Source organism: Hylemonella gracilis ATCC 19624 (assembly GCF_000211835.1).
GTDB lineage: Bacteria > Pseudomonadota > Gammaproteobacteria > Burkholderiales > Burkholderiaceae_C > Hylemonella > Hylemonella gracilis.
Window position 1 is genome coordinate 15,048 of the sequence record NZ_AEGR01000073.1, and the last position, 26,773, is coordinate 41,820.

Here is a 26,773-nt window from a genome sequence, read left to right on the forward strand (position 1 = left end):
TCCGGCGGCTGGCGGGGACAGTCGCGTCCGCTGAATTCAGCGGATGTCGAGGGGCACGAAGGATTTCACCAGATCGTCCAAGGCCTTGATCTGGGCCAAGAAGGGCTCCAGCTTGTCCAGCGGCAAGGCACTGGGGCCGTCGCACAGCGCTTTGTCAGGATTGGGGTGAGCCTCCAGGAACAACCCCGCCAGACCGACCGACATGCCCGCGCGGGCCAGGTCCACCAGCTGCTCGCGGCGTCCGCCCGAGGCTGCCGCGCCCGGCGCGCGTTGCTGCAAGGCATGGGTGGCGTCGAAGATCACCGGCAGATTGCCGCTGACCTGTTTCATCACGCCAAAGCCCAGCATGTCCACCACCAGGTTGTCGTATCCGAAGCAGGTGCCGCGATCGCAGAGGATGAGCTGATCGTTGCCCGCTTCCTTGAACTTCTCGACGATGTTGCCGACCTGAGAGGGGCTCAGGAACTGCGGTTTCTTGATGTTGATGACCCGCCCCGTCTTGGCCAGGGCCACGACCAGATCGGTCTGGCGGGCCAGGAACGCTGGCAACTGCAGCACATCCACCACCTCGGCGACGGCCTGCGCTTGGTGCGGCTCATGCACGTCCGTGATCAGGGGGACGCCAAAGCTCTTCTTCACGTCCTCGAAGATGCGCAGGCCCTCGTCCAGACCGGGACCACGGTAGGAATGGATGGACGAACGGTTCGCCTTGTCGAAGCTGGCTTTGAAAACGTAGGGAATGCCGAGCTTGCCGGTCACGCGCACGTATTCCTCGCAAGCACGCAAAGCCAGATCGCGGGACTCCAGCACGTTGATGCCGCCGAAGAGAACAAAGGGTTGCGCGTTGCCCACGGAAAGGTTGCGCAGGGTGATCACGGACATGGAAGAGTCTCAGGAGTGAACGAAAACCCTGGATTTTACGTTCCGCGGACCCTTGCCGTTTTCAGGCGTCGCCGCCAAAGAGATCGCGGGTGTAAACCTTGTCCGGCACGTCGTCCAACTCGGCCACGCGGCGGTTGGCGACGATCACGTCGGCGGTCCGCTTGAATTCCGCGAGGTCGCGGATGACGCGCGAGCCGAAGAAACTGTCTTCCTTGAGCACAGGCTCGTAGACCACCACCGCGACGCCCTTGGCCTTGAGCCGCTTCATCACCCCCTGGATGCTGCTGGCGCGGAAGTTGTCACTGCCGGCCTTCATGATCAGACGGTGAATCCCCACCACCTTGGGCTGGCGCCGCAGGATGTCCTCGGCCACGAAATCCTTGCGCGTGGTGTTCGCGTCCACGATGGCACGGATCAGGTTCTGGGGCACGTCCTGGTAATTGGCCAGCAACTGCTTGGTGTCCTTGGGCAGGCAATAGCCGCCATAACCAAAGCTGGGGTTGTTGTAGTGGTTGCCAATGCGCGGATCCAGGCCCACGCCCTGAATGATCTGGCGGCTGTCGAGACCGTGGACCGCCGCGTAGGTATCCAGCTCATTGAAGAAAGCCACCCGCATCGCCAGGAAGGTGTTGGCGAACAGCTTGATCGCCTCGGCCTCGGTGTTCTCGGTCAGCAGCACCGCGGCGTCGGGCTTGAGCGAGCACTGGCGCAACAGATCCGCGAAGACCTGCCCTCGCGTGGAGCGCTCGCCAACCACGATGCGGCTGGGGTGCAGGTTGTCGTAGAGCGCCTTGCCCTCGCGCAGGAACTCCGGGGAAAAAATGATGTTGTCGGACCCCAGCGTGCGCTTGAGCTGCTCGGTGTAGCCGACCGGGATGGTGGACTTGATGACCATCACGGCGCGCGGATTGATCGCCATCACGTCACGCACCACCGCCTCGACCGAGCGGGTGTTGAAGTAATTCGTTTCCGGGTCGTAGTCCGTGGGCGTGGCGATGACGACGTATTCCGCCTGCCCATAAGCTTCTTGCTTGTCCAGCGTGGCGCGCAAATTCAAGGGCTTGCTGACCAGGTAGTCCTCGATCTCCCGGTCCTCGATGGGCGAGTGGCGGCGGTTGATCAGTTCGACCTTGGCCGGATCGATGTCCAGGGCAATCACTTCATGCTGCTGGGCCAGCAAAACGGCGTTGGACAGGCCGACGTAGCCCGTTCCGGCGATGGCAATCTTCAAGATGAATCCCAATCGATGGTCGCGTGAATGGCCGCGTGCGAAGGCGACCGGATGAAAGACGGCGGGCGAAGCGGCGCCCGCGAGGCATTCCCATGCACAGCATGGCATGCCCGAGCGAGGATTCTAGACAGCAAATATTGTGGCTTGATGGCAAGCCCTCATCCCGGGTGGCCGGAACGAAAGTCGCGGTCTCAGGGTCAAGACAGTGGTTGAACGCCCGGGCGCCCGGCCTCGGTGACCAAGGAGGCCAACGTGCCAATGCCGGAATCAGCGCGGGTGGCGTCGTCCAGGACACGCAAGGACATCAGCAATCTTTGGGGCGACAGGTCGATCAGGCCATAGCCCCGCTTTCGGGAGTGGACCAACAGGCAATGCGGATTGGCACGTCGCGCCTTCGCGTCCGCCTCCTCGGAAGCGCCGCGCACGGTGGAGGTGATGCTGGTGCCGCAGTACTCCGCGGCCACCACCGGAGAATCGATGGCGTAGGGATCACGATGCACCTGGGCCACCCAGTTCCTGTGGATGTCCCCGCCCAGGATGACGGGGTTGCGCGCCTCGCTCGCCACCAAGGCATCGATCAGCGCTTGGCGCGCGCCTGGGTAACCATCCCAGCCATCGGTGCCCGCGGCAACGCCCAGGCCGTGGGCATAGTTGGCGGGTGTGAAGCGGGTTTGCTGCGCGATCAGGTTCCAAGCGGTGCCGGCGCTGCGCGACTCCCGCAGGGCGCCTTCCAACCATTGCTCCTGTTCGCGCCCCAGCATGGAGCGACGCGACGTGGGTTCCTCGCTCAGGCACACCTTGGCTTCGGCCGCCCTGGGTTCCTTGCCGCACAAGGGGCGGTCGCGATACTGCCGGTTGTCCAGCAGATAGAGCCGTCCCAGGCGTCCATGGTCGTGATATCGATGGATGCGCAGTCCACCCACACCGGCCTGCAGACCGTGCAGTCCCTTGAGCATGACATCGGCACGCAGCGGCATGTGCTCGTAATACGCTTGGTAGGACGCCACCCGGCGCGCGGCGAAATCGCGCGTGTCCGTGATGGACCAGGTACCGCCGTTGTTGTTCTCCAGCTCGTGGTCGTCCCAGGTCACCAGCCAGGGACAGGCGGCATGCATGGCTTGCAAGGCGGGATCGCTCTTGTACAGGGCATACCGCGCGCGGTAAGTCGCCAGGGTGCGGGCCTCGGGCAGGTCATGGTGACGTGCCTCGTCAGGGCCCGCCGATGCACCAGCTCTCTCGTAGATGTAATCGCCGACGAAGACCACCATGTCGGGAGACTCCGCATGCATGTGCCGGTAGGCCGCATAGTGGCCGGACTCCCAACGCTGGCAGGAGGCCAAGGCCAGGCGCAAGCGATCCACCGCGGCACCAGGCGCTGGCGAGGTCCGCGCTCGCCCCAAAGCGCTGACCGCACCGCCGACCATGAATCGATAGCCATACCAGCGGTCGGAGCGCAAGCCTGTCACTTCAACGTGCACGGCATGGCCGAGTTCGGGTTCCGCCCACGCCTCGCCACGGGCGACCGGTCGGCGGTCGACCCCTTCCTCGAACAATTCCCAGCGCACCGGCACCGGCCCCGCGTCCATCAACTCCTCGCCCAACAAGCGAGTCCACAGCACGAAACCATCCGGCGAGGGCGAGCCGCTTGCGATGCCCGCCGCGAAGGGATCGTTGCGAAACTGTATGCGAGCCCCTGATGCCCGTGCCGTGGACTGCGGGGGAAGCAGCGCCAGGCCGGACAAACCGGCGAAGGCCTTGATCAGGGCGCGACGCTGAGGTGACGAGAGTGCCTGCGTGTCCATGCGGGTGTCCTTGTGTCTTGTGTCTTGTTTCGTTCGTTGTGGAAGGGGTCTGTGTTCGCAGGCATCACGCCAGCGTCTCCCAGTGGCCTTGTGCGTCCAGCAAGGCGATGCGCACGGGTTCGCCGGCGCAAGCAGCGCGCACGGCATCGCCATAAGCCCGAAGCTGCGCGAGCATCTGCGCGCGCGTGACCTCCGCGGCCTGGGCATAACTCGCGGACTTGTAGTCCAGCACCCACCAGGTGCCATCCCGATGACGCACCAGGCGGTCGATGCGCCTAGCCTGCCCCTCAATCGTCACGGGCACTTCATTGGACCACCAGGCGACGTCGGCACCGCGCCAGACCCAGGCCCCCGCCCCGTGCACGATGCGACGCGCCATGTCGGCGGCTTGGCGGGCCTGTGCGGGCGTCAGTCCTTGCTCGGCGCCGGCACGCTCCAGCTGGGCCGGGCTGAATTCCGCCGTGTCCAAGGCGGTCCACTCCAGCAGGCGGTGCATGGCCGAGCCGATGCGCGCGGCCAAGGCGTCTTCCTCCGACGAAGGTGCGAGCACCGGCACGGGCTGATACCGGATGTCGGGCAAGACCCGCAGCACGATGGCCGACGACGCGGCTGGGGCCGCGACGGCTGGCTCGTGCTGGGTGGGCGCGCCCGCCTCGCGGCCATCCATGTCGCTCACGCGGCCCATGCCCTCGAAGCGAGCGACACCATCGGCAGGCGACTGAGGGGGTGTCGGCTCCCAAGGCTGGCACTCATGCAGCAAACGCTGCCACCAGCTTTTGCCCTCGGTGTTCTGCTGGTGGGGCTGCACGGCAGAGAAGACCAATTGGGCTCGTGCTCGAGTGAGCGCGACATAGAGCATGTTCAACTCCTCGCGCCCTCGCGCGGCCCGCTCTCGCGCATGAGCCTCCCGCGCGCTGGGCGGCAGGCGCTCCTCCTTCTCGCTGGCCAGGAAGACGAAGCTGCGGGGCGCCGACGCCTCGCCGGGCCAGTCCAGCAGCACACTCATGGTCTGGGCGCGCTGCGGCGGCGTGTCGGTGTCGAGAATGAGCACGGTCTCGGCTTCCAGCCCCTTGGCGCCATGCACGGTGAGCAGGCGCACCGCGCCTCCCTCGGGCATGGGCTGCGCGGGGGCGGGCAAGCGGCCCGCGCGCAAGGCCCGCACCAAGGCGTAGGGTGTGGCGTAGCGTCCGCCGTCAAACTGCAAGGCTGCTTCAAGCAGTGCCTGCAAATGGGTCTGCACGCGTGCTCTCAAATGCGGGGGCGCAGCCGCGGCGTAACGCGCCACCACGTCGCCATCGGCGTAGATCGCGTCCAGCGCGTCGTGCGGCGGCAAGGTCCGCACCCACTGTTGCCAGCGTTGCAGACGCGGCCCCACCTCGCGCAGATCCGCGTGGGCCCAGGCCGCGGGGGGCGTGGTTTGCAGCAGGTCGAACCAGGCCTGCTTGCCGCCACGCTGCCGCGCCGCGATCTCCAGCAACGCCGTGTCATCCAGGCCCAAGTGGGGCCCGAGCAAGGGCGAGCGCAGCACCCGCGCCAATGACAAGTCATGGCCGGGCGACACCAGCACGTCCAGCAAGGCGGTGAGGTCCTGCACCTCGGGCGCGGCGCCCAGATCTGCCTGCTCCGGCTGGGTGGCGGGCACGCCCAGGGCCAGCAGCTCGGCTTGCATGGCCACCAAGCGGTCGCGCTTGCGCGCCAACACCATGACTTCCTTGGGGGGCAGACCGGCCTCGATGCGCTGCGCGATCCAGCGGGCGGCCTGCCGGCACTCGCGTGCGCGCAACGTGTCCTCGGGCGTGAGGCGCGGCGCGAGCAGGCTGTCGCGCCAGACGGTGGCGGCCTCTTTCTTGTCCCGGGCTTGGCGCTCGATCGGCGGCAGGACCCAGGCTTGCCCGGCCTGCGTGGATTCGGTGGTGTGCGCACGAAAGCCCTCGTACTCCCCTTGAGACTGCGCCTCACCCAGCACCGCGTTGACCCGCGCCAGCACGGCGGGGGCGTTGCGGCGTGTGTGGTCGCAGGCCAGGAGATCACCGCCCAGGGCCTGCACGAAACTCTGCGCGGCCCGGAAGATCTGCGGCTCGGCGCGGCGAAAGCGGTAAATGCTTTGCTTGGGGTCACCCACGATGAACAAGCGCGGAGCGCCGCCCGCCCCGCTCGCACCGCCGCCCACGCCCGCGTAACTCGAGAGCCAGGCATGCAGGGCTTGCCACTGGAGCGGGTTGGTGTCCTGGAACTCGTCGATCAGCAAGTGGCGCGTGCGCGCATCCAGGCGCTGCTGCAGCCAGGCGCTCAGCTCGGAGCGCTCGAGCAAGTGCAGGGCCGCGCGCTCCACATCGCTCATGTCCACCCAGCCGCGCTCGCGCTTCAAGGCGGCGTATTCCTCCAACAGGATGCGCGCCAGGCGGATCATGCGCTGCTGGTGCACCCAAGCCTCGTGCTGCTGCTGGGCTTGCAACAAGGGCTGCAGCTCGGCCTCGGCTTGCTGGGCCGCGGGGTATTTCTTGAGGTGTTGCGTGAGCCGGTCCGCCTCCGCCACGAACACGGCCTTGCGCAAGGCGGCCAGCCGCTGATCCGCGTCCGCTTGCTGCGTGAACGCCTGTTCGATGGCCTGCGCGGCGGTTTGCGGCGTCTTGTTCTTTTCCTGCCCCAGGACCTGAGCCCAGGCTCGCCAACGCGCGGCGACGGCTTCGCTCAACAAGGCCTGAGACGGCAGGGCCAAGCCACGGAACATCGGAAACACCTCCGCGAAGCCGGGCACCGACGTCTCGACGTTGCCCGCCGCGTCGGCCAAGGCGAACTCCACGCGCTTGTCCAAGACGGCCTCCAACGCCTTTTCGGTTTGGCTGCGTCCATGGCGGGACACCACGGCCTGGTAGTCCGCCAAGACAGTGCCGCCTTGGTCTTGCTCGCGCAACAAGCGCGCGTGGAAGGGACGCCAGACCTGGGCTTTCACCTCGTCGTCGTTTTCCAGCAATTCATAGGCGGCGGGCAATCCCAGTTCTTCCAGCACCGCCAGCGGGGCATTGCGCAGCAAGGCCGCGAACCAGCTGTGGAAAGTGCGGATCTGCACGGCCCGCCCCTGCTGCAGCAGGCGCAGATGCAGGCCGCGCAAGGGAGCGATGAGCACGTCCACGCGCGCCTGCTCGACGCCGCGCGCGCGCAACTCCGCGCGCAGTTGATCGTCGTCGTAACACGCGAATGCCGACAGCCACTCCGTCAGGCGCTGGCGCATTTCACCCGCGGCCTTCTTGGTGAAGGTGATGGCCAGAATCTCATGCGCCTGCGCGCCATCGTCGCCCTGTTCGCCCAACAAGGCGCGCAGGATGCGCGAGACCAGCATCCACGTCTTGCCCGCGCCCGCGCAGGCTTCCACGGCGACATGGCGCCTGGGGTCGCAGGCGATGGCGTAAAACGCCTCGCGGCTGACGTGCCTGCCGTTGTGTTCGTAAGCGGCTTGCATATTCATCAAACGCACTCCATCCATCTACCCGATGCGCCCTGCTCACCCAGCCCAGGGCTCCCGTGGAACCGGCTTTGCCGGGCCAATGGGAGCGCCCCCTGAGGGGGTATGCCGACCCACACGAAGTGGGGGAGCAACGGGGGGGAACTATGCATTCCAAAAATCCTTGCGGCACAGGCCGCGCGCGGCGCAGGTGTCGCACACGGCACCCTCACCCAGCGGCGGCAAGGGCGCGCCCTCAGCGAGGCGCGTCACATCGTGCACCAGACCTTGCAGCAAAGCCACGCGGGCCTGTTCGATCTCTGGCTGCTCGTGCAGCCGCGTTTCGCCCTCGCCCACGTTGACGTAGGCCGCGCGCAGATTGGCGACCGACACAACCTGAGAGGGCAAAAACGCCGCGCCTTCCCCCTCCGACGCGGACAACAGCGCCGCGTAAAACGCCAGCTGCGTGTCCTCCAGCGCCTCCTTCACCCGGTTGCGGGTGGTCTGCTCGGCCTCGGTCTTGTAGTCCATCACCATGAGCGCACCCGAAGCCCGGTCCACCCTGTCTAGCCGGCCGAAAAGCGTCACGATGTCCAGCGCCTGTTCGGCCGGATGTTCTCCCAGCGCGAAGCGCCAGCCCTCGGCTTCGTGGGTGACCAGCCAATCGAGATAGCCCTCGCGCACCCGAGGCCACGCGGCCTGGTAGGGCAGGAACTCGTCGTCGGCCAGGCGCTGCTCGCGGGCGACGGCTTGCGCCGCCGCGTCCAATCGCGCGGCGCGGTCCTCCCGGCTGGCACCGTTGGGTGTGTCCTGGACATGGAAGGTTTGCAGCACGGCATGCAGCCAGAGGCCGAAGTCGCGCTTGTCGAGTTCACCTTCCATTTCCTCGGCTTCGCGCAGCCCGAGGAGACGCAGCGCATGGAATCGGTAGGGGCAATGACGCAAGTCCTGGTAGGCACTGGCCGACAGCCGCGTGGGCCGCAGTGTTTCGTTCCAGGGTGGAGCCAAGCGAGGCGCGGGCTTGGCAATGGGCGCTGGCACCACCGCGCGGCGTTCGCGCGGATCGGGTGCCGAGCCCACCAGCACCATGGCCTGTGCCGCGGTCACGTCATCGGCCTCGCGCGCGCTGACCCACCCCGCCTGCGCGCGTTGCTCCCCGCGGGCTTGCCACTGCAGCTGCAGAACCAGGGGACTGGCCAAAAGCGGTTCGCCATCCGAATCATGGCCTCGCCACAGAATGTCGATGGGGCAGGCACGCGACACAGCCTCGTCCCACGCGGCCTGCTGCGCCGCCCGCAGAACCTCGCGCGTGGGCAGGCCCAGCGCGGCGCGTTGTGCGGCGGTCCACGGCCCCGTGGGCTCCGGCGCGGCGGGCAGGCTGCGCTCGTCGCACCCTGGCAGCACGATGGCCCCGAAGTCGCGCCCCAGCATCTGCGCCAGGGGCAGCAGGACGGCCTGTTCGCGCAAGGGGTAGGCTGGCTTGAAGATCGCGGATTCCAGCGCGCGGTCCACCCAGCCCGTGAACTCACTCAAGGACCAGCGCCTCCGCGCCCAAAGCGCCTGCGGGGGCAGCTGCGGCGTGGCTTGACCGGTTTCGTCCAGCGCGTAGTGCAAGGCCCGGGACACTTCGAGTCCAGCCTCGTCTTGGATCAGCGTGTCCCAGATTCCGCACAGGCTCAGCAGGGCATGCAGGGCCTCCAGCCACTCCTGCAGGGTGCGCGTGCTCCGGCCCCCGGTCAGAGCGGCGCGCCAACCTTCGGTGTCCCGCAGCAGGGCCTGCAGCACGTTCCCCTCGAGCTGGGCTGGCGACGCTTCGGCCAGGCCCGCCGCGGCATGCCGCCACAAACGCCGGGGCTGGCGGCGCAAGGCGGCCTCCAATGCGCGCAGGGCTGTCTCGTCGCACGCCGGTGCGTGCTTGAGCCAGTCGAGCACGGCGTCGCTCCCCGCATCGCGCGCGCAAGCGCGCAATGCGGTCATCAGCTGCGCGCCAGCGCGGGTGGTCGACAGCTTCCAGCCGGTCTCGTCGCGCATTTGGACGCCATGGCGCGCCAGCATGGCCCGCACCCTGCGCGTGAGCGCCCGGTCGATCACGGCGACGGCCACGGGTGCACGACCGGCCTGCAGGTGACGCAAAACACACGCGGCCGCGCGTTGCGCCTCATCGGCGGCGTCGATGGCGTCATGCACGGCATGGGCACCGCCACGGACATCGGACACGGACGCGGATGCCGCGGGGGCGAAACTCGCGGGGGCGTCCAGCACGACGAGGTCGTCTCCCCAGGTTAGACACAACCCTTCCACCAGGGGGTCCGGCTGCAGCCCAGGCAATACCAGCAGGCAGTCGGTCGAAGCCCGCGCCTGCGATGAAAAGAACACATCGCTGCCATAGGAAGAATTCACCACCCAGGCCACGGCGATCTGAGCGACCGCGGCCTCCAGCCGCAGCACTTCGCCTTCCAGAGCATCGTCGAGGCCGGCGCGCGCGGCCTGCGCAGCCCCGTCGCCCCAGACAGCCCGTTGCGCGGGGGGTTGCGCCGCCGCCAGCGGCGCCAGCTGCTGAGCCGCTTCCAGCAACATCGGCGCCGCCACCGCCGCACGGGCACCCAGGCCCGCCTGCTCGAGCAGCACGTGCGCCGTCAGCAAGTCCAGCGCGGGCTTGAAGCGCAAATCCGCGCCATCCGGGCCTGGCTGCCCCCCCTGGGCATCGGCCGCACCTGCGAGGGCCTGGGCCCAGTTCTGGGTGGTTTCGAAGCGCGGCGCGAAACCCGCGGGATGCAATTCCCCCCACAGCCGCGCCGCCACGGGCATCAGCTGCGCATAAGGCAGCAACACGACCGCGCGGGCGGGGTGAACCCGCCGCTCGCGCAAGGATTCAGCGACCGCCTCAAGCCAGCGCCGCCAACGATGGTTCATGCTTTCTGTCACAATCCCGCGCACTGTAGCCGCATCGCCCGCTTGCCTTGATATTGAGGCAGCCCGACCCATCTAGGCCAGACACGTACTTCATATCCATCGCCATCCACAGCACATCAAGGAGCTCTCCATGGCCAGCGAACTCATCAAGCATGTTTCCGACGCTTCCTTTGAAGCCGACGTTCTGAACGCCAGCCAGCCCGTGCTGGTGGACTACTGGGCCGAATGGTGCGGTCCCTGCAAGATGATCGCGCCCGTGCTGGACGAAGTCGCGGGCACCTATCAGGGCAAGCTGCAGATCGCCAAGCTCAACGTTGACGAGAACCGCGACATTCCGGCCAAGTTCGGCATCCGCGGCATCCCCACGCTCATGCTGTTCAAGGACGGCCAGCTCGCCGCCACCAAGGTCGGCGCCATGAGCAAGGCTCAGTTGACCGCCTTCATCGATCAACAGCTCGCCGCCTGAGCCTGAAGCGCTCAGATCCGGCCACGAAGCCGGAATCTTGCGAGAACGACCGCCCTCCCTCAGGAGCGCGGTCGTTTTTTTTGACCTTGCGACTCGCGCCAGCGAAGCGCGCGGGCCGTGCCATTTTTTCCTGTCATAATCAGTTCCGCTCATCGATGGCCCGCACGGCCGCCGGTCAGAATCCGGCAGACTGACCACCCGCGTCAGACTCTGCCCAGAACTCCCCGTTCCCCCTCCCCCCAGTTTCCACCGACTCCCTACCGAGGGACCTCATGCACATCAACGAACTCAAGGCCTTGCACGTTTCCGAACTGCTGCAACAGGCCGAAGCGCTGGAAATCGAGAACACCGGCCGCATGCGCAAGCAAGAGCTGATGTTCGCCATCATCAAGAAACGCGCCAAGGCGGGCGAGACGGTCTACGCCGACGGCGTGCTGGAAATCCTGCCCGATGGCTTTGGCTTCCTGCGCAGCCCCGATTCGAGCTACACCGCGAGCACGGACGACATCTACATCAGTCCCAGCCAGGTGCGGCGCTTCAATCTGCACACGGGTGACCTGATCGAAGGCGATGTGCGCACGCCCAAGGATGGCGAGCGTTATTTCGCGTTGAACAAGCTGGACAAGGTCAATGGCGGGGCGCCGGAGCAGAACAAGCACAAGGTGATGTTCGAGAACCTGACGCCGCTGTTCCCCAAGGTGCAGATGAAGCTGGAGCAGGACGGCCTCAAGAGCGACGAGAACATCACGGGCCGCATCATCGACATCATCGCCCCCATCGGCAAAGGCCAGCGCGCCCTGCTGGTCGCACCGCCCAAGAGCGGCAAGACGGTGATGATGCAGCACATCGCCCACGCCATCAGCGCCAACTACCCCGAGACCTACATGATGGTGCTGCTGGTGGATGAGCGCCCGGAGGAAGTGACCGAGATGCAGCGCACCGTCAAGGGCGAGGTCATCGCTTCCACCTTCGACGAACCGGCAGCGCGCCATGTGCACGTGGCCGAGATGGTGATCGAGCGCGCCAAGCGCCTGGTCGAACTGAAGAAGGACGTGGTGATCCTGCTGGACTCCATCACCCGTCTGGCCCGCGCCTACAACAACGTCGTGCCGTCCTCCGGCAAGGTGTTGACCGGCGGCGTGGACGCCAACGCACTGCAACGCCCCAAGCGCTTCCTGGGCGCCGCACGCAATGTGGAAGAAGGCGGCAGCCTGACCATCATCGCCACGGCGCTCGTCGACACCGGCAGCCGCATGGACGAAGTGATCTTCGAGGAGTTCAAGGGCACGGGCAACAGCGAAATCCACCTGGATCGCCGCCTCTACGAAAAACGCGTCTTCCCCTCGATCCAGCTGTCGCGCAGCGGCACGCGCCGCGAAGAATTGCTGCTGCAGCCGGAGATCTTGCAAAAGACGCGCATCCTGCGCCAGTTCCTCTACAACATGGACGAGATCGAGGCCATGGAAATGGTGCTCAAGCAGATGCGCGCCACGAAGACCAACAACGAGTTCTTCGACATGATGCGTCGCGGCGGCTGACCCAGCCCGTCCGCGATCCACGGCCGCCTCGCGCGGCCGTTTTCATTTCAAACAACGGGCTTGGGATCTCACTCGGCGACGATGCGCGCGCGCTGCGCCAGGTTTCGATAGCGGACGATCTCGGTCTCCATCAGTCCCGCGAAGGCCTTCTGACCGAGGTTGGCCGGCTCCATGCCCTGCGCACGCAACTGCGCCTGCAAGGCGGGATCGGCGACCACGGCCTGGATGTCGCTGATGAGGCGCTGCTGGATCGGCAGCGGCACCTGGACCGGTACGGCAAAGCCGTACCAAGCGTCAAAGGTGGCTTCGGGCCAACCTTGCTCACTCAGCGTCGCGACGTCCGGCAACAGCGATGAACGCGTGGCCCCCAGCCAGGTGATCGCCTCGGTCCACCGACTGGGCGGGAAGAAAACTGCACAGGTGCTTCACGCCGCCGGGCCCGTGGGCAGGTCGGCCTTCGCCAAGTGCTTGATTTTGTGCGACAATCTAAGGCTGTTCGCGGAAAGTGCCTGGAACTTCAGTATTGCGCATCGGCTTGCGCAAGGTTGCCCGGTGGCTCCCGCACATGAGAAGGAAGCATCATGAAAGAAGGCATTCACCCGAACTACCGCGAAGTCTGTTTCTTGGACCTGTCCAACAACTTCCAGTTCGTGACCCGTTCCTGCGCTCCGACCAAGGAAACCATCAAGCTGGACGACGGCCGCGAGCTGCCGCTGTTCAAGCTGGACACCTCGAGCGAATCGCACCCCTTCTACACGGGCACGCAAAAGTCCGTCGACAACATGGGTGGCCGCGTCGAGAAGTTCCGCAACCGTTACGGCAAGACGGCTGCCAAGTAAGCACACGTCGGACCCGACCCAGGTCAGGTCGCAAGCAAGAAGGCAGCCGAGACATGGCTGCCTTTTTTGTTTCCATGGTTTTGTTTCCTGACACTCCGGATACCGCGGCGCAACATCCCGCCTATATCATCCCGCCACCGTGACCAATCCCGCCATCGTTGCCCAAGGCGCCGTCCGGCGCCTGCCGCGCCTCGCTCTCTGGCTGCTCTGCCTGGCCTATGTGTTGCCAGGCTTCATCGGACGCACGCCCTGGAAACGCGCCGACATCACCGCCTTTGGCTACATGGCGGAGTTGGCGGCGGGCCACACGGACTGGCTGGCACCCCGGCTCGGCGGGATGCCGACCGACCTGGATGCCTTGCTGCCCTACTGGCTCGGCGCCTGGGCGCTCCAACTGGCGCCCGACTGGATCAACCCCGGCTTCGCCGCGCGGATCCCCTTCATTGGCCTGCTCGTGCTCACGCTGCTCAGCGTTTGGTATGGCATCTATCACCTCGCCCGCAGCCCCCTGGCGCAGCCCGTGAGCTTCGCGTTCGGCGGCGAGGCCGAGCCCCGGGACTACGCCCGCGCGCTGGCGGATGGCGGCTTGCTGGCATTCATCGCCTGCCTGGGACTGGCCCAACTGGCGCACGAGACCACGCCTGCGGCGGCTCAGCTTTGCTTCGTGGCGTTGAGCTTTTATGCCTACGCAGCCTTGCCGCACCATCGCTGGTTGCCGCTGTGGTCCGCGGGCATCGGGCTCACGGGCCTGACGCTCTCGGGCGCACCCATCCTCGCCCTGCTGCTGTCGGCCGGCGGTTTGCTGTTCCACGCGCTGGACCGTGCCCAAGCGGTCGAGAATCCCGCGCGCCATCGCCACGGGCTGTGGCGGCTTTTGGCCCTGACGGTCTTCATCGCGGTGCTCGCGAGCGTCTTGGACTTGTGGCACTGGCGCGTGCGCTGGAGCGAGTTCGGCCTGCCCGACGCGGCCTTGCGGTGGCAGAGCCTGGGCCGCATGCTGCTGTGGTTCACCTGGCCGGTGTGGCCTTTCGCGTTGTGGACCCTGTGGCGCTGGCAAGGTCGCTTGCTGGCCCATCAACCCAGTCGGCACCTGTCCTTGCCACTGTGCTGGACCCTGCTCACGGTGGGCACGACCGCGCTGACGCCCGCGGGTGACCGCGCGCTGCTGCTGTCACTGCCCGCGCTGGCGGCCCTCGCGGCCTTCGCCCTGCCCACCATGAGCCGTGGCCTGACGGCCTTGATCGACTGGTTCACGCTGCTGTTCTTCACCCTCTGCGCGCTGTTCATCTGGACCTATTGGATCGCCATGCAAACGGGCATTCCCCCGCAACCCGCGGCGAACATCGCCAAGCTGGCGCCTTACTTCGAACCGCGCTTCGTCATCCTGCCCTTTGTCTTCGCCCTGCTGGGCACCCTGATCTGGGCCTGGCTGGTGAAGTGGCGCATCGGGCGCCACCGCGCCGCGCTCTGGAAAAGCATGGTGCTGCCCGCGGGCGGGGTGACCCTGTGCTGGCTGCTGCTGACCACGCTGTGGATGCCGCCGCTCGACCATGCACGCAGCTACGGGCCCTTGATCCAGCGCATGGACGCCGTGATTCTTGGCGGCGGCGCGGCCACCTCCAGTCAGGCCAGCTCTTCTCAGGCCACGCCTGACACGGCGCAAGCGTCCTGCCTGACCTGGTTCGGCCTCTCACGCGCTCAGGTGGCTGCGCTGCAATACCACAGCCGCGTGGTGCGCGCCCGCGGACTGGAACCCCTGACCGATGCCACCCGCTGCACCTGGCTGGTGATCGATCGCGACAAGTTGCAGCAGACGCCCGGTTTGCTGGACAGCTCGCGCTGGCAGCGCGTCACGCTGCTCGAGCATCCTCGCCAAGGCGGTGAAGACGGCCTGGTGGTATTGCGCCGCCTGCCTTGAAGCCAACTTCGCAAACACCTTGGCCTCCGTGTGACCGACACGCGCAAGAGTGAACTGAGCCTCGTGACCCGCCACGCCCTGACGGTGCTGGCCGGGCAATTGGCCACGATCGCCTACGGGGTGACCGATACCGTGGTCGCCGGGCGCTATTCTGAAAGCTCACTGGCGGCGCTTTCGGTCGGCGCCGCCATCTACATGAGCGTCTACATCAGCCTCATGGGCGTGCTGCAGGCGCTGCTGCCGGTCTGGGCGGAGCTGCATGGGGCGAGCCTGCGCGAGGGCACGGCCCTGGAGTCGCATCACGCGGGAGATGAAGCGACGCGTCGCCTGGGTTACTCCGTGCGGCAGTCCATCTACCTGTGGGCGGGCCTCTCCCTGCTGGGCATGTGCCTGCTGCTGTCGCCTGGCCCCTTGCTGGCCTGGGCACAAGTGCCCGACGCCTTGCGCGGCGAGGTCACGCATTACCTGACGGTGCTGGCGCTGGCCCTGCCCGTGGCTTTGCTGTTCCGCTTGTTCGCCACGCTCAACCAGAGCCTGGGGCATCCGCAGTTGGTGACGTGGTTGCAGCTGGGTTCGCTCGGACTGAAGATCCCGCTGTCCATCTGGTTCGCGCTGGGCGGCTTGGGGCTGGCCCCGCAAGGCGCGGCGGGCTGTGCCTGGGCCACCCTGCTGGTGCAGCTCAGCCTGCTGCTGCTCGCGATCTGGCTGCTGCGCACGCGCACGCTCTACCAACCCTATCGGCTCTGGCGTCAACCGGAACCGCCAGACGCACGGGTGCTGATTGGCTTCCTGCGCATGGGACTGCCCAGCGGGCTCTCCCTTCTGGTCGAAGTCACCTCGTTCACGCTCATGGCCTTGTTCGTGGCGCGCTTGGGCACGGCCGCCGCCGCCGCGCACCAGATCGCCGCGAACATGGCCGCTGTCCTCTACATGATGCCGCTGGCCATCGGCATCGCCAGCAGCGCGCGCACGAGCTACTGGCTGGGGGCGAACCAGCCCGCACGGGCTCGTCAGGCCGTGCGCATTGGGCTGGGCCTGGTGGCAGGCAGCGCCTTGCTGCTGGCGGCCACGCTGGCGCTTCTGCGCGCGCCACTGGCCGGCCTGTACGCGCCCAGCGCGCAAACGCTGGCCTTGGCCACGCCGCTCCTGGCCTGGGTCGCGCTCTATCACCTGTTCGACGGACTGCAGTCGCTGGGAGTGTTTCTGCTGCGCTGCTGGCGCATCACGGTGGCGCCCTTCGTGGTCTATGGCGTGCTGCTGTGGGGTTTGGGCCTGTACGGCGGTTACAGGCTGGCCTACCTCGGACTGGGACCCTGGCCCGCCATGGGCACGCCCGTGGCTTTCTGGGCGGCGGGTGCGGTGGCCTTGGCGCTGGCGGCCGCTTCGTTCTGGTTCATGCTGTGGCGGGTTCTGCGGCGCACACCCACGCGGCCCTAGCGTGGGCGTGGCCGGCCTGGCCCAGTCCAGCGCTGACCGACGTTGCCAAGCGGCTGATGCGGGATTCAGGCCATCGGCCGCAAACGGGACGCCGGAAACAGCAAGGCGAAGCGAGAGCCCAGTCCCAGGGTGCTTTCAATCTTGAGTTCAGCGCCGTGACGCTGCGCGACATGCTTGACGATGGCCAGGCCCAGCCCGGTGCCGCCCGTCTCGCGTGAACGGCTGCGGTCGACGCGGTAGAAGCGTTCGGTCAACCGGGGAATGTGCTCCGCGGCGATGCCGGGGCCGGTGTCCTGGACCCAAAACTCGGCGCCCTCCATCTCGCCGCCCTGCCCGAGCAAACGCCAGCCACAGCGCACGGTGCCATCGGCAGGCGTGTAGCGCACGGCATTGCTGACCAGATTGGACAAGGCACTGTGCAGCTCGGTGCTCGCGCCCGCGAGCTCGTAGGCTGGCGCCGCTTCGAAGTCCAGCGTCTGCCCGCCCCTCTTCGCCTCCAGTGGCGCCTGGGGAGGCAAGGTAGACGCTGCAGGGTGCAGAACAGCCGACAAGGTCTGCGCCTCCTGCTGCAACTGGCGCATCATGGCGGGCAAGGCCACCCACTCGCCCCCACCCGGCGGGGGACTGCCCTCCAGCCGAGACAACATCAGCAAATCATTCACCAGGGCCTGCATGCGCTCGGCCTGTTGAGACATGAGGCCGAGGTAGCGGGTGCGCTCCTCTTCCTGCAAGGGCAAGGTTTGCAGCGTCTCGACGAAACCGGACAGCACCGTCAGCGGTGTTCGGATCTCGTGGGACACATTGGCCACGAAATCGCGGCGCATGGCATCGGCCTGCTCGAACATGGTGACGTCACGCGACAGCAACAGGCGTCGGCCTTCGCCGTACTCGTGCAGTTGCACGGACAGGCGCACCGGGTTGAGGGCGCTCTGGCTGCGCCCAGGCAAGGTCACGCCACCGCCGTACTGGCCCGACGCCATGTAAGCGGTGAAGGCCGGGTTCCGCACCAGGTTGACCAGATGCTGCTGCAGGTCGCGCACCGGGTCCAGCCCCAGGTGGGCCGCCGCGGTCTGATTGAGCCACTCAATGCGGCCCGCGGCATCCAGCAGCAGCACGCCGTTGGGCGAAGCCTGCAAGGCGGACAAGACGTTTTGCAGGCGGCTTTCACTCTCGCGCGCGGCGCGTTCCCGGGCGCGGGCCGCGCGGCTCACCCGTTCCGCAACCTGCCCCCACAAGCCCAGGCGCAGAGGTGGGGCGGTGGCGAGCGCATCGGCACGCAGCCACTGCAGCACGCGCAGGCCACGCGTGAAGTCGTACAAGCCCCAGAGCATGCCGGCGCCCAGCATGCCCGCGAGCATGCCGCGGATCTGCAACGCTTCGGGTGCGACCTGGTAACCCAGCCATGCGCCCAGCGCCTGGAACAGCAGGAAAGAAAAAATGCGCAACAGCATGGAAAAGCTCATGAACGGTGCCGCCGCGCGACGGCACGTGGCCGCGCGCTCCCGCACGCGGGCTGGATTAAACCACCGTCAAGAAGTGGCGACCGTTTGGGTCGTGAGCCGATAGCCGGCGCCGCGCACGGTCTCGATCATGGGCGCTGCCGCGCCCAAGGCCTCGCGCAGGCGCTTGATGTGCACGTCCACCGTGCGTTCCTCGATGAAGACATGGTCACCCCAGACCTTGTCCAGCAACTGACCCCGGCTGTGCACGCGCTCGGCATGGCTCATGAGGTAATGCAAAAGCTTGAACTCGGTCGGCCCTAGCTTGAGCAGTTGCTCGTCGTAGCTGACGCGGTGCGTGGCCGTGTCCAGTTTGAGGCGGCCCGCCTCCAGCGTCACCGCGGCCTGCTCGGGCGCACGGCGACGCAGCACGGCGCGGATGCGCGCGAGCATCTCCTTGGTGGAAAAAGGCTTGGCCATGTAATCGTCCGCGCCCGCGTCCAGGCCCGCCACGCGGTCGGCCTCGTCACCGCGAGCGGTGAGCATGATGATGGGCACGGCCTTGGTGCGCGGGTCTCCGCGCCAGCGCCGCGCCAGGGTCAGGCCACTGGCGCCGGGCAGCATCCAGTCCAGAAGAACGAGATCGGGCAGCATCGCGTCGATCTCGCGTTGCGCGCTCTCGCCGTCCAGCGCGAGCGTGGGCTGAAAGCCGTTGTGACGCAGGTTGACGGCAATCAACTCGGCGATGGCCGGTTCATCTTCGACGATGAGCACAGTAGGTTGCTTCATTTTCCAATCGTCCCTGGGACTCCCTGATCCGCTCCGCGGGCCCATCCACGCCCAGACTCCCGCGCAGCCGGCTTGGCCGCACCGCGAAGAGCATCCCCCAAAACGAGGTGGCGCGACGAACGACGGTGACGGAGCCTGAACGTGCTCACTTCAGCATGGCCTCGATCTCTTCGATCGTGTGGTGGCGCACGTCCGCGCCCTTGACGATGTAGATGATGAGCTCCGCGATGTTCTTGGCGTGGTCGCCCACCCGCTCGATGGCCTTGGCGAGGAACAACAGGTCCAGGCTGCTGGAAATCGTGCGAGGGTCTTCCATCATGTAAGTGATCAACACGCGCGTGAAGCTGCCGAACTCACGGTCGATCAGATCGTCCTCGCGCATGATGGCGGCGGCGGCGTCGACGTCCAGGCGAGCGAAGGCATCGAGCGACTTGCGCAGCTGGCTGGCGGCGAGATCGGCCTCCATGCGCAGGGCCGGCGCGGGCAAGGCGCGCGGCGCACCCGCTTCGAGGATGGACAGCACCATGCGCGCCATCTTCTCAGCCTCGTCGCCGGCGCGCTCCAGGTTGGCCACGGCCTTGGAGACCGCCATCAGCAGGCGCAGGTCACGCGCCGTCGGCTGGCGACGCGCGATGATGGAGGCAATCTCGTGATCGAGAGCGATGTCCATGGCGTTGACCTGCTTTTCCAGCAGGATGACTTCACGGGCGGCTTCGGCGTTGAAATGGGCCAGGGCCAGGATGGCTTGCTGAACCTGGGATTCGACCAGCCCCCCCATTTCCATCACGCGGCTGGAGACGGTGCTCAACTCGCTGTCGAACTGGGTGGAGAGATGTTTGTCGGGCATGTTGTGCTCCTGCGGTTCGTTCGGTGTGTCTGCGGTGGGGTCGGCGTCGCCGCTCAACCGAAGCGGCCCGTGATGTAGTCTTCCGTCTCCTGGCGCACCGGCTTGAAGAAGATCTGCTCGGTGTCGCCGAACTCGACCAGCTCGCCCAGGTACATGTAGGCCGTGTAATCGCTGCAGCGCGCGGCCTGCTGCATGTTGTGCGTGACGATGACCACCGTGTAATCGTTCTTCAACTCGGTGATCAGTTCCTCGATCTTGCCGGTGGAGATGGGGTCCAGCGCCGAGCAGGGCTCGTCGAGCAGCAGCACCTCGGGGCGGATGGCGATGCCGCGCGCGATGCACAGACGCTGCTGCTGGCCACCCGAGAGGCTGGAGCCGCTCTGGCGCAGCTTGTCCTTCACCTCGCTCCACAGCGCGGCCTTGCGCAGCGCCCATTCCACGCGCTCTTCCATGTCGGCGTCGGACAGCGACTCGAAGAGCTTGATGCCGAAGGCCACGTTGTCATAGATCGACATCGGGAAGGGGGTGGGCTTCTGGAACACCATGCCCACACGGGCGCGCAGCAGGGCCACGTCCTGCTTGCTGGTCAGCAGGTTCTCGCCGTCCAGCAGCACTTGCCCCTCCGCGCGTTGCTCGGGGTAGAGCGCGTACATGCGGTTGAACACGCGCAGCAGGGTGGACTTGCCGCAGCCGGACGGACCAATGAAGGCCGTCACCTTGTCCTTGGGGATGTCGAGGTTGATGCCCTTGAGCGCGTGGAACTTGCCATAGTAGAAGTTCAAGTCGCGCACCGCGATCTTGGACGGAACGGCGGCGTTCACAGGCGCGGTGGCGGGAGCGTGGGTGGTTTCCATGGCATTCATCACAGGCGTTTCGGGTCCGTGGGCGTGGGTGGAGCGGTCGCTGGCAAACATGGGCTTTCGTGGTTTTTGGGGGCCGTGTCAACGGGGCTTGCGGGTCATCAAGCGCGCCAGGATGTTGAGCCCCAGCACCGCCACGGTGATCAGCAACACACCAGCCCAGGCCAGGTGCTGCCAGTTTTCATACGGGCTCATCGCGAACTTGAAGATCGTGACGGGCAGGCTGGCCATGGGCGAACCCAGGTCCGAGTTCCAGAACTGGTTGTTGAGCGCGGTGAACAGCAAAGGCGCGGTCTCGCCCGCGATGCGCGCCACCGCCAGCAGCACGCCAGTCACCACGCCGGCCATGGCTGCGCGCAGGGTGATCATGGTGACGACCTTCCACTTGGGCGTGCCCAGGGCATAGGCCGCCTCGCGCATGGCGGCGGGCACGAGTTGCAGCATGTTTTCCGTCGTGCGGATCACCACGGGAATCACCAGCAGCGCCAGCGCCACCACGCCAGCCCAACCGGAGAAGGTCTTGAAGCGCGCGACCACGATGGTGTAGACGAAGAGGCCGATCACGATCGAGGGAGCCGACAACAGGATGTCGTTGACGAAGCGCGTCGTCTCGGCCAGCCAGCCCTTGGGCTTGTACTCCACCAGGTAGATGCCCGCCAGGATGCCGATGGGCGCGCCCAACACGGTGGCCAGCAGCACCATCAGGAAGGAGCCATAGATGGCGTTGGCGATGCCCCCGGCTTCGTTGGGCGGCGGCGTCATCTGGGTCAGGGTGCTCCAGGCCAGGCCACTCAGGCCCAGGTAGAGCGTTTCCCAGAGGATCCAGAACAGCCAGAAGAGGCCGAAGGCCATGGCGCAGAGCGACAGCGTCAGCGCGATCGCGTTGGTGCGCTTGCGCCGGGCGTAGGCGGCGCGGCGGATGTTGTCGAGCGACGGGTTGCTCACGATTTGTCCCCTTCGCGTTTCTTGAGCTGGACCAGCAGCAATTTGGAGAACGACAGCACCACGAAGGTGATGAAGAAGAGCACCAGCCCCAGGTAAATGAGCGCCGCCTGGTGCAAGCCGGCGCCGGCCTCCGCGAATTCGTTCGCCAGGGCCGAGGTGATGCTGTTGGCGGCGTCGAACAGGCTGAGCGTGTCGAGCTGGTTCATGTTGCCGATCACGAAGGTCACGGCCATGGTCTCGCCCAGGGCGCGTCCCAGACCCAGCATGATGCCGCCGACCACGCCCGTCTTGGTGTAGGGCAGCACCACCTGGTAGACCACCTCCCAGGTGGTCGAGCCCAAGCCGTAGGCGGACTCCTTCAGCATGGGCGGGGTCACTTCGAACACGTCGCGCATGACCGAGGCGATGAAGGGAATGATCATGATGGCGAGGATGATCCCCGCCGACAGGATGCCAATGCCGACCGGCGGCCCCGACACCAGCGCGCCCAGGTAGGGCACGCCATGCAACAGTTTCTGCAGCGGTTGCTGCACATAGGTGGCCAGGATGGGGCCGAACACCAGCAGGCCCCACATGCCGTACACGATGGACGGCACCGCGGCCAGCAATTCAATCGCCGTGCCCAGCGGCCGCTTGAGCCAGGCCGGGCACATTTCCGTCAGGAAGAGCGCGATGCCGAAGCTCACGGGCACGGCGATCAAGAGCGCGATGACGGAGGTGGCCAGCGTCCCGTAAATCATCACGAGACCGCCAAAGTTCTCCTGCACCGGGTCCCACACGGGACTCGTCAGGAAACCCAGGCCGTATTTGTGGATGGCGGGCCAGGCGCCCACCAACAAGGAAATCAGGATGGAAGCCAGCAACGCCAGAGTCAGCCAAGCGGCCCCTTGCGCCAGAAAACCAAACACGACATCGAACCAGGCGCCGGGCGCGCGGGTGCGGGTCTTCGTGCCGGATGCCGGCTGGACGGTGGACAGGGTGGCGGACGTTGAACTCATGGCGTGCTGCTTCGCTTCATGCGTTGTTGGAAAAACGCTTCTTGCAAGGCGCGTCCTGGGACGCGCCGGGATTTACTTCACGGTGCTCATCAGCTTGCTGACCTGCGCCTTCACGCTGGCCGGCATGGGCACGTAGTCCAGGCTTTCGGCGGTGGCGTCACCGTTCTTGTAGGCCCACTCGAAGAACTTCTTCACGGCCTCGCCTTGCGCGGGCTTGTCCTGCTTGGTGTGCATCAGGATGAAGGTGGCGCCGGTGATGGGCCAGGACTTGGCGCCGGCCTGGTTGGTCAGCACTTGGTAGAAGCTCTTGTCCCACTGCGCGCCAGCGGCGGCGGCCTTGAAGGTGTCGAAGTCGGGCGCGACGAACTGACCGGCGGCGTTCTGCAGCACGGCATAGCTCATCTTGTTCTGCTTGACGTAGGCGTACTCGACATAGCCGATGGAGCTGGGCAGGCGGTTCACGAAAGCGGCCACGCCTTCGTTGCCCTTGCCACCCGCGCCCGTGGGCCAGTTGACGGCGGTGCCTTCACCGACTTTGTCTTTCCACTCGGGGCTGACCTTGGACAGGTAGTTGGTGAACAGGAAGCTGGTGCCCGAACCGTCGGCGCGGCGCACCACGGCGATCAGCTCGTCTTCCAGCTTGAGGTCCTTGTTGATGGCGACGATGGCCGGGTCGTTCCACTTGGTGATCTTGCCCAGGTAGATGTCGGCCAGGATGGGACCCGTCAGCTTGAGCTGGCCGGGCTGGATGCCCTTGATGTTCACCACCGGCACCACGCCGCCCATGACCGTGGGGAACTGCACCAGGCCCTTCTCGGCCAGTTGCTCATCCTTCAGGGGGGCGTCGGACGCGCCGAAGTCAACGGTCTTGGCTTCGATCTGCTTGATGCCAGCGCCAGAGCCCACGGATTGGTAGTTGATCTGAGCGCCGGTCGCCTTGGCGTAGTCAGACGCCCACTTGGCGTACAGGGGGGCCGGGAAACTGGCACCCGCGCCGGTCACGTTCTGGGCGAAAGCGACGCCAGCGAAAGCCAGGGCGGCGCTCAGACCCAGGATGCGGAAATTCAAACGAGCTTTCATCGAGGACTCCTATGAGGTTGTTTGGAAAGCAGCCTGAATTTAAGAACCTTTTGTGACGCGTCCGTGACAACCGGGGCGGCGCAGTGTAGCGCGGGGTTCATGGGCTTGTCACACAGAGTGCCCAAGATGGGCGCGCTTTCCAGGGTCCGCGTGCGCCTAGCCCACGCGCTCCCTCCAACGATGCCCATGACGACAAGGTCCGCACCATGAACCCAAGCCACACCCCCTTCACCCCCGCCATCGACCCCGACGAAGTCGGCTACAACCCCTGCACGCAGGCGCCGCTGGAAACCCTGATCGCCACGCGCATGAGCCGGCGCGGCCTGCTGCGCGCTGGCACGGCGGGCGCCGCCATGCTGGGCGGCATCAGCGGCCTCGGCTTCAGCCCCTTGGCGACAGCGGCGCCGGCGCAAGGCGCGGCACCCGATCTCAGCTTCGGCACGGTGGCGAAGCACCTGGAAGACCGGGTGGCGGTCCCTCCCGGTTACACAGCCCGCGTGCTGTACCGCCTCGGCGACCCCATCGCCGCGGGCGTGTCCGCCTACAAGAACGATGGCACGGACGATCCGGCCAGCTACGACCGCCGCGCGGGTGACCACCACGACGGCATGACCTGGTTCGGCATGGACGCGCAAGGCCGCTGGGCCTCGCAGGCCGCCGACCGCGGCCTGCTGGTGATGAACCACGAGGCCATCACCCCGGCGTTTCTGCACGCCACGGGTCAAACCATCGTCGGCGCGAAGGACGAAGCCCGCCGCACGGATGCGCGCGAGGTCCAGCGCGAGTTCTACCTGCACGGCGTGAGCGTGATCGAAACGCAAAAGAAGGGTCAGGCCTGGAGCTACCGTCAAGACTCGCGCTACAACCGGCGCATCCACACGCTGACCGAAATGACGCTCTCGGGCCCCGTCGCGGGCACCGATTTCGTGAAGACGAAGTACGCGCCCGACGGCAGCAAGACTCGCGGCACCGTGAACAACTGCGCCAACGGCACCACGCCCTGGGGCACCTACCTCACCTGCGAGGAAAACTGGGCCGGCTACTTCCGCCGCCTGGCTGCCGACGACGCCCGTCGCAGCGCCAAGGAACTCGCGGCGTTCAAACGCTATGGCGTGTCGGGGGCCGGCCGCGAGGGCTGGGCCACGGTGGGTGACGATGACCTCTACGCCCGCTGGAACACCGAGGTGCGCGGCGCCAGCGCCACGGAGGACTTCCGCAACGTCAGCAACACCTACGGCTGGGTGGTGGAGATCGACCCGTTCAACCCCAAGAGCGCGCCGAAGAAGCGCACCGCCCTGGGCCGCTTCGGCCACGAAGGCGCCTGCCTGGGCCCGGTTGTGCCCGGCCAGCCCCTGGTCTGGTACATGGGCGACGACGCGCGCAACGAGTACATCTACAAATTCGTCTCCGCCCGCAACTGGGACCCGAAAGACCAGGGCAAGGGCACGGCGGCGGGTGACAAATACCTGGACGAGGGCACGCTCTACGTCGCCAAGTTCAAGGACGATGGCAGCGGCGAATGGCTGGAACTGAGCTTCGGCAAGAATGGCATCGACGCCGACAACAAGTCCTATGCCTTCGCGAACCAAGCCGACGTGCTGGTGCACGCCCGCCTGGCGGCGGATGCCGTCGGCGCCACGCGCATGGACCGCCCCGAATGGACCGCGGTCAACCCGCGCACCGGCGACGTGTATGTGACGCTGACCAACACCAACGCCCGCTCGCGCCCGATCGACAAGACCAGCGCGGCCAACCCCCGCCACTACAACGACCCCAAGAACGGCAAGGACGGCAAGAAGGAAGACCAGTGGGGCAACCCCAACGGCCACATCGTGCGTTTCGCCGACGCGGGTGGCAAGCCGACCTCCCTCGCCTTCCAATGGGACGTTTACCTCTTCGGCGCGCGCGCCGGCAGCTCGCCCGACGTGAACCTGTCAGGCCTGACGGCGGACAACGACTTCTCCAGCCCCGATGGCCTGTGGTTCAGCCAAGCCGTGCCGGGCCTGGCCTGGCTGGAGACCGACGATGGTGCCTACACCGACGTCACGAACTGCATGCTGCTGGCGGCCGTGCCGGGCCAGGTGGGCGATGGCGGCAAGCAGACCGTGGTCAACATTGGCCCGGGCAACACCCGCACGCAAGACACCTACGTTGGCGCCCAAGCCAACCAAAAGGGCACGCAACTGCGCCGCTTCCTGGTCGGCCCCAAGGGCTGCGAGATCACCGGCATCGCCGAATCGGGCGATGGCCGCGCGCTCTTCATCAACATCCAGCACCCCGGCGAGAACACGCTGGACGCCGACATCGGCGACCCGTCCAAGTTCGAGAGCCACTGGCCTGACGGCGGCAACGCCCGTCCCCGCTCGGCGACCGTGGTGATCACGCGCGACGACGGCGGAAGAATTGGAGTGTGACCTCCCCAGGCTCCGCTCCCTTCGTTCGCTTCGCCACCCCCTCCTGCTACGCGGAGGGGCGCACCCAGCGGCCTGGCAGAGCCAGTTCCGCGGGTGCCCGCGATGACAGCCCCACTCAGGCGACTCATGCTTGCGTCACGGCACCGTCATTGCCCTGCCATATAGTGCGGCCCTGACATGAAAAACGGAACCGAACTTGCCGCGGTCGATCTGGGCTCCAACAGCTTCCGGCTCGAAATCGCCCAGCTGGACCACGGCTTGCTCAAGCGCCGTGAGTACCTCAAGGAAACCGTGCGCCAGGGCAATGGCCTGGATGAAGATCGCAATCTCACCCAGGAAGCGATGCAGCGCGGCTGGGATTGCCTCGGCCGTTTCGCCGAACGGCTGGCCGGTTTCAAGCGGACCCAGGTGCGCGCGGTCGCAACGCAGACGCTGCGCGAGGCACGCAACCGCGATGTCTTCCTGAGCCGGGCTCAGACGCTCTTGGGTTTTCCGATCGAAGTGATCTCGGGCCGCGAGGAAGCGCGCCTGATCTACCAGGGCGTCACCCACCTGCTGCCGCAATCCAGCGAACGTCGCCTGGTCGTCGACATCGGCGGACGCTCGACCGAGTTGATCCTCGGACAGGGCCAGCGCCCGCGCTTCATGGACTCCTACCACGTGGGCAGCGTGGCCTGGTCCATGCGCTATTTCCCCGAGGGATTGTTCAACGCCGAGGCCTTCGAAACCGCCGAGGTCGCGGCCCAGGCCATGCTGGAAGAAGCACTGGGCCACTGCCAACCCGCGAGCCGGGGCGAAGGCGGCTGGGACACGGCCTATGGCGCGTCAGGCACCGTGGGCGCCGTCAGCGACGTGCTGGACGCCGAATTCAATCCCCGCTCGGGGCTACCCGCGCACCGCATCACGCGCGCGGGACTGGACTGGCTGGGGGGG

20 protein-coding genes are annotated in these 26,773 nt (G+C 66.5%); 7 read left to right on the forward strand and 13 right to left on the reverse strand.

The window, feature by feature from the left end; all coding sequences use genetic code 11:
- Window positions 1–36: 36 nt before the first annotated feature.
- The 5 genes from kdsA to HGR_RS11640 form a co-directional block, all read right to left on the reverse strand.
- Window positions 37–882 (reverse strand): 3-deoxy-8-phosphooctulonate synthase, encoded by an 846-nt coding sequence (gene kdsA, locus HGR_RS11620; protein ID WP_006298446.1) that lies wholly within the window; start codon window positions 880–882, stop codon window positions 37–39.
- A gap of 61 nt (window positions 883–943) precedes the next feature.
- A complete protein-coding gene (locus tag HGR_RS11625; RefSeq protein WP_006298447.1) occupies window positions 944–2,113 on the reverse strand; it encodes a nucleotide sugar dehydrogenase in 1,170 nt (389 codons plus the stop codon).
- 197 nt (window positions 2,114–2,310) lie between these two features.
- The gene (locus HGR_RS11630; protein ID WP_006298448.1) at window positions 2,311–3,915 is read right to left on the reverse strand and encodes an alkaline phosphatase D family protein; all 1,605 of its coding nucleotides are present in this window, start codon (window positions 3,913–3,915) and stop codon (window positions 2,311–2,313) included.
- Between the two features lie 64 nt (window positions 3,916–3,979).
- Entirely contained in the window at window positions 3,980–7,381 is a 3,402-nt protein-coding gene (locus HGR_RS11635; RefSeq protein ID WP_006298449.1) for a UvrD-helicase domain-containing protein, read from the reverse strand.
- Window positions 7,382–7,522: 141 nt separating this feature from the next.
- The gene (locus tag HGR_RS11640; protein WP_006298450.1) at window positions 7,523–10,270 is read right to left on the reverse strand and encodes a PD-(D/E)XK nuclease family protein; all 2,748 of its coding nucleotides are present in this window, start codon (window positions 10,268–10,270) and stop codon (window positions 7,523–7,525) included.
- Between the two features lie 130 nt (window positions 10,271–10,400).
- Between HGR_RS11640 and trxA the strand changes: the two genes are divergently transcribed.
- Window positions 10,401–10,736, forward strand: a complete 336-nt coding sequence (trxA, locus tag HGR_RS11645; RefSeq protein WP_006298451.1) for a thioredoxin TrxA — start codon at window positions 10,401–10,403, stop codon at window positions 10,734–10,736.
- A 272-nt stretch (window positions 10,737–11,008) separates the two neighbouring features.
- Entirely contained in the window at window positions 11,009–12,274 is a 1,266-nt protein-coding gene (gene rho, locus HGR_RS11650; protein WP_006298452.1) for a transcription termination factor Rho, read from the forward strand.
- Between the two features lie 68 nt (window positions 12,275–12,342).
- Here rho and HGR_RS11655 read toward each other — a convergent pair whose 3' ends face one another.
- Window positions 12,343–12,654: a tripartite tricarboxylate transporter substrate-binding protein gene (locus HGR_RS11655; RefSeq protein ID WP_081463526.1), complete on the reverse strand. Its 312-nt coding sequence runs from the start codon at window positions 12,652–12,654 to the stop codon at window positions 12,343–12,345.
- Window positions 12,655–12,855: 201 nt separating this feature from the next.
- On the opposite strand from HGR_RS11655, the gene HGR_RS11660 reads away from it, so the two are divergent.
- From HGR_RS11660 to HGR_RS11670, 3 genes are all read left to right on the forward strand, one after another.
- Window positions 12,856–13,113: a type B 50S ribosomal protein L31 gene (locus HGR_RS11660; protein ID WP_006298454.1), complete on the forward strand. Its 258-nt coding sequence runs from the start codon at window positions 12,856–12,858 to the stop codon at window positions 13,111–13,113.
- 139 nt (window positions 13,114–13,252) lie between these two features.
- Complete coding sequence (locus tag HGR_RS11665; RefSeq protein WP_006298455.1) at window positions 13,253–15,031, forward strand: hypothetical protein; 1,779 nt, start codon at window positions 13,253–13,255, stop codon at window positions 15,029–15,031.
- 30 nt (window positions 15,032–15,061) lie between these two features.
- On the forward strand, window positions 15,062–16,468 hold the full coding sequence (locus tag HGR_RS11670; protein ID WP_006298456.1) for an MATE family efflux transporter: 1,407 nt from the start codon (window positions 15,062–15,064) through the stop codon (window positions 16,466–16,468).
- A gap of 65 nt (window positions 16,469–16,533) precedes the next feature.
- On the opposite strand, the gene phoR is transcribed toward HGR_RS11670, so the two are convergent.
- The 7 genes from phoR to pstS form a co-directional block, all read right to left on the reverse strand.
- Window positions 16,534–17,919 (reverse strand): phosphate regulon sensor histidine kinase PhoR, encoded by a 1,386-nt coding sequence (gene phoR / locus HGR_RS11675; RefSeq protein ID WP_006298457.1) that lies wholly within the window; start codon window positions 17,917–17,919, stop codon window positions 16,534–16,536.
- Window positions 17,920–17,997: 78 nt separating this feature from the next.
- Window positions 17,998–18,696: a phosphate regulon transcriptional regulator PhoB gene (phoB, locus tag HGR_RS11680; protein ID WP_039853362.1), complete on the reverse strand. Its 699-nt coding sequence runs from the start codon at window positions 18,694–18,696 to the stop codon at window positions 17,998–18,000.
- A 145-nt stretch (window positions 18,697–18,841) separates the two neighbouring features.
- Window positions 18,842–19,543: a phosphate signaling complex protein PhoU gene (gene phoU / locus HGR_RS11685; RefSeq protein ID WP_006298459.1), complete on the reverse strand. Its 702-nt coding sequence runs from the start codon at window positions 19,541–19,543 to the stop codon at window positions 18,842–18,844.
- 53 nt (window positions 19,544–19,596) lie between these two features.
- Window positions 19,597–20,406, reverse strand: a complete 810-nt coding sequence (gene pstB / locus HGR_RS11690; RefSeq protein WP_406564781.1) for a phosphate ABC transporter ATP-binding protein PstB — start codon at window positions 20,404–20,406, stop codon at window positions 19,597–19,599.
- 78 nt (window positions 20,407–20,484) lie between these two features.
- Window positions 20,485–21,348: a phosphate ABC transporter permease PstA gene (gene pstA / locus HGR_RS11695; protein ID WP_006298461.1), complete on the reverse strand. Its 864-nt coding sequence runs from the start codon at window positions 21,346–21,348 to the stop codon at window positions 20,485–20,487.
- Window positions 21,345–22,346, reverse strand: a complete 1,002-nt coding sequence (gene pstC, locus HGR_RS11700) for a phosphate ABC transporter permease subunit PstC (protein ID WP_006298462.1) — start codon at window positions 22,344–22,346, stop codon at window positions 21,345–21,347. The genes pstA and pstC overlap by 4 nt, the downstream gene beginning before the upstream one ends.
- 72 nt (window positions 22,347–22,418) lie before the next feature.
- The gene (gene pstS, locus HGR_RS11705; RefSeq protein ID WP_006298463.1) at window positions 22,419–23,426 is read right to left on the reverse strand and encodes a phosphate ABC transporter substrate-binding protein PstS; all 1,008 of its coding nucleotides are present in this window, start codon (window positions 23,424–23,426) and stop codon (window positions 22,419–22,421) included.
- Window positions 23,427–23,632: 206 nt separating this feature from the next.
- Here pstS and HGR_RS11710 point away from each other — a divergent pair, with 206 nt between their 5' ends.
- Window positions 23,633–25,840 (forward strand): PhoX family protein, encoded by a 2,208-nt coding sequence (locus HGR_RS11710; protein WP_006298464.1) that lies wholly within the window; start codon window positions 23,633–23,635, stop codon window positions 25,838–25,840.
- A 177-nt stretch (window positions 25,841–26,017) separates the two neighbouring features.
- Window positions 26,018–26,773: Ppx/GppA family phosphatase (locus tag HGR_RS11715; RefSeq protein WP_006298465.1), on the forward strand; the 756-nt coding region annotated here is incomplete at its 3' end.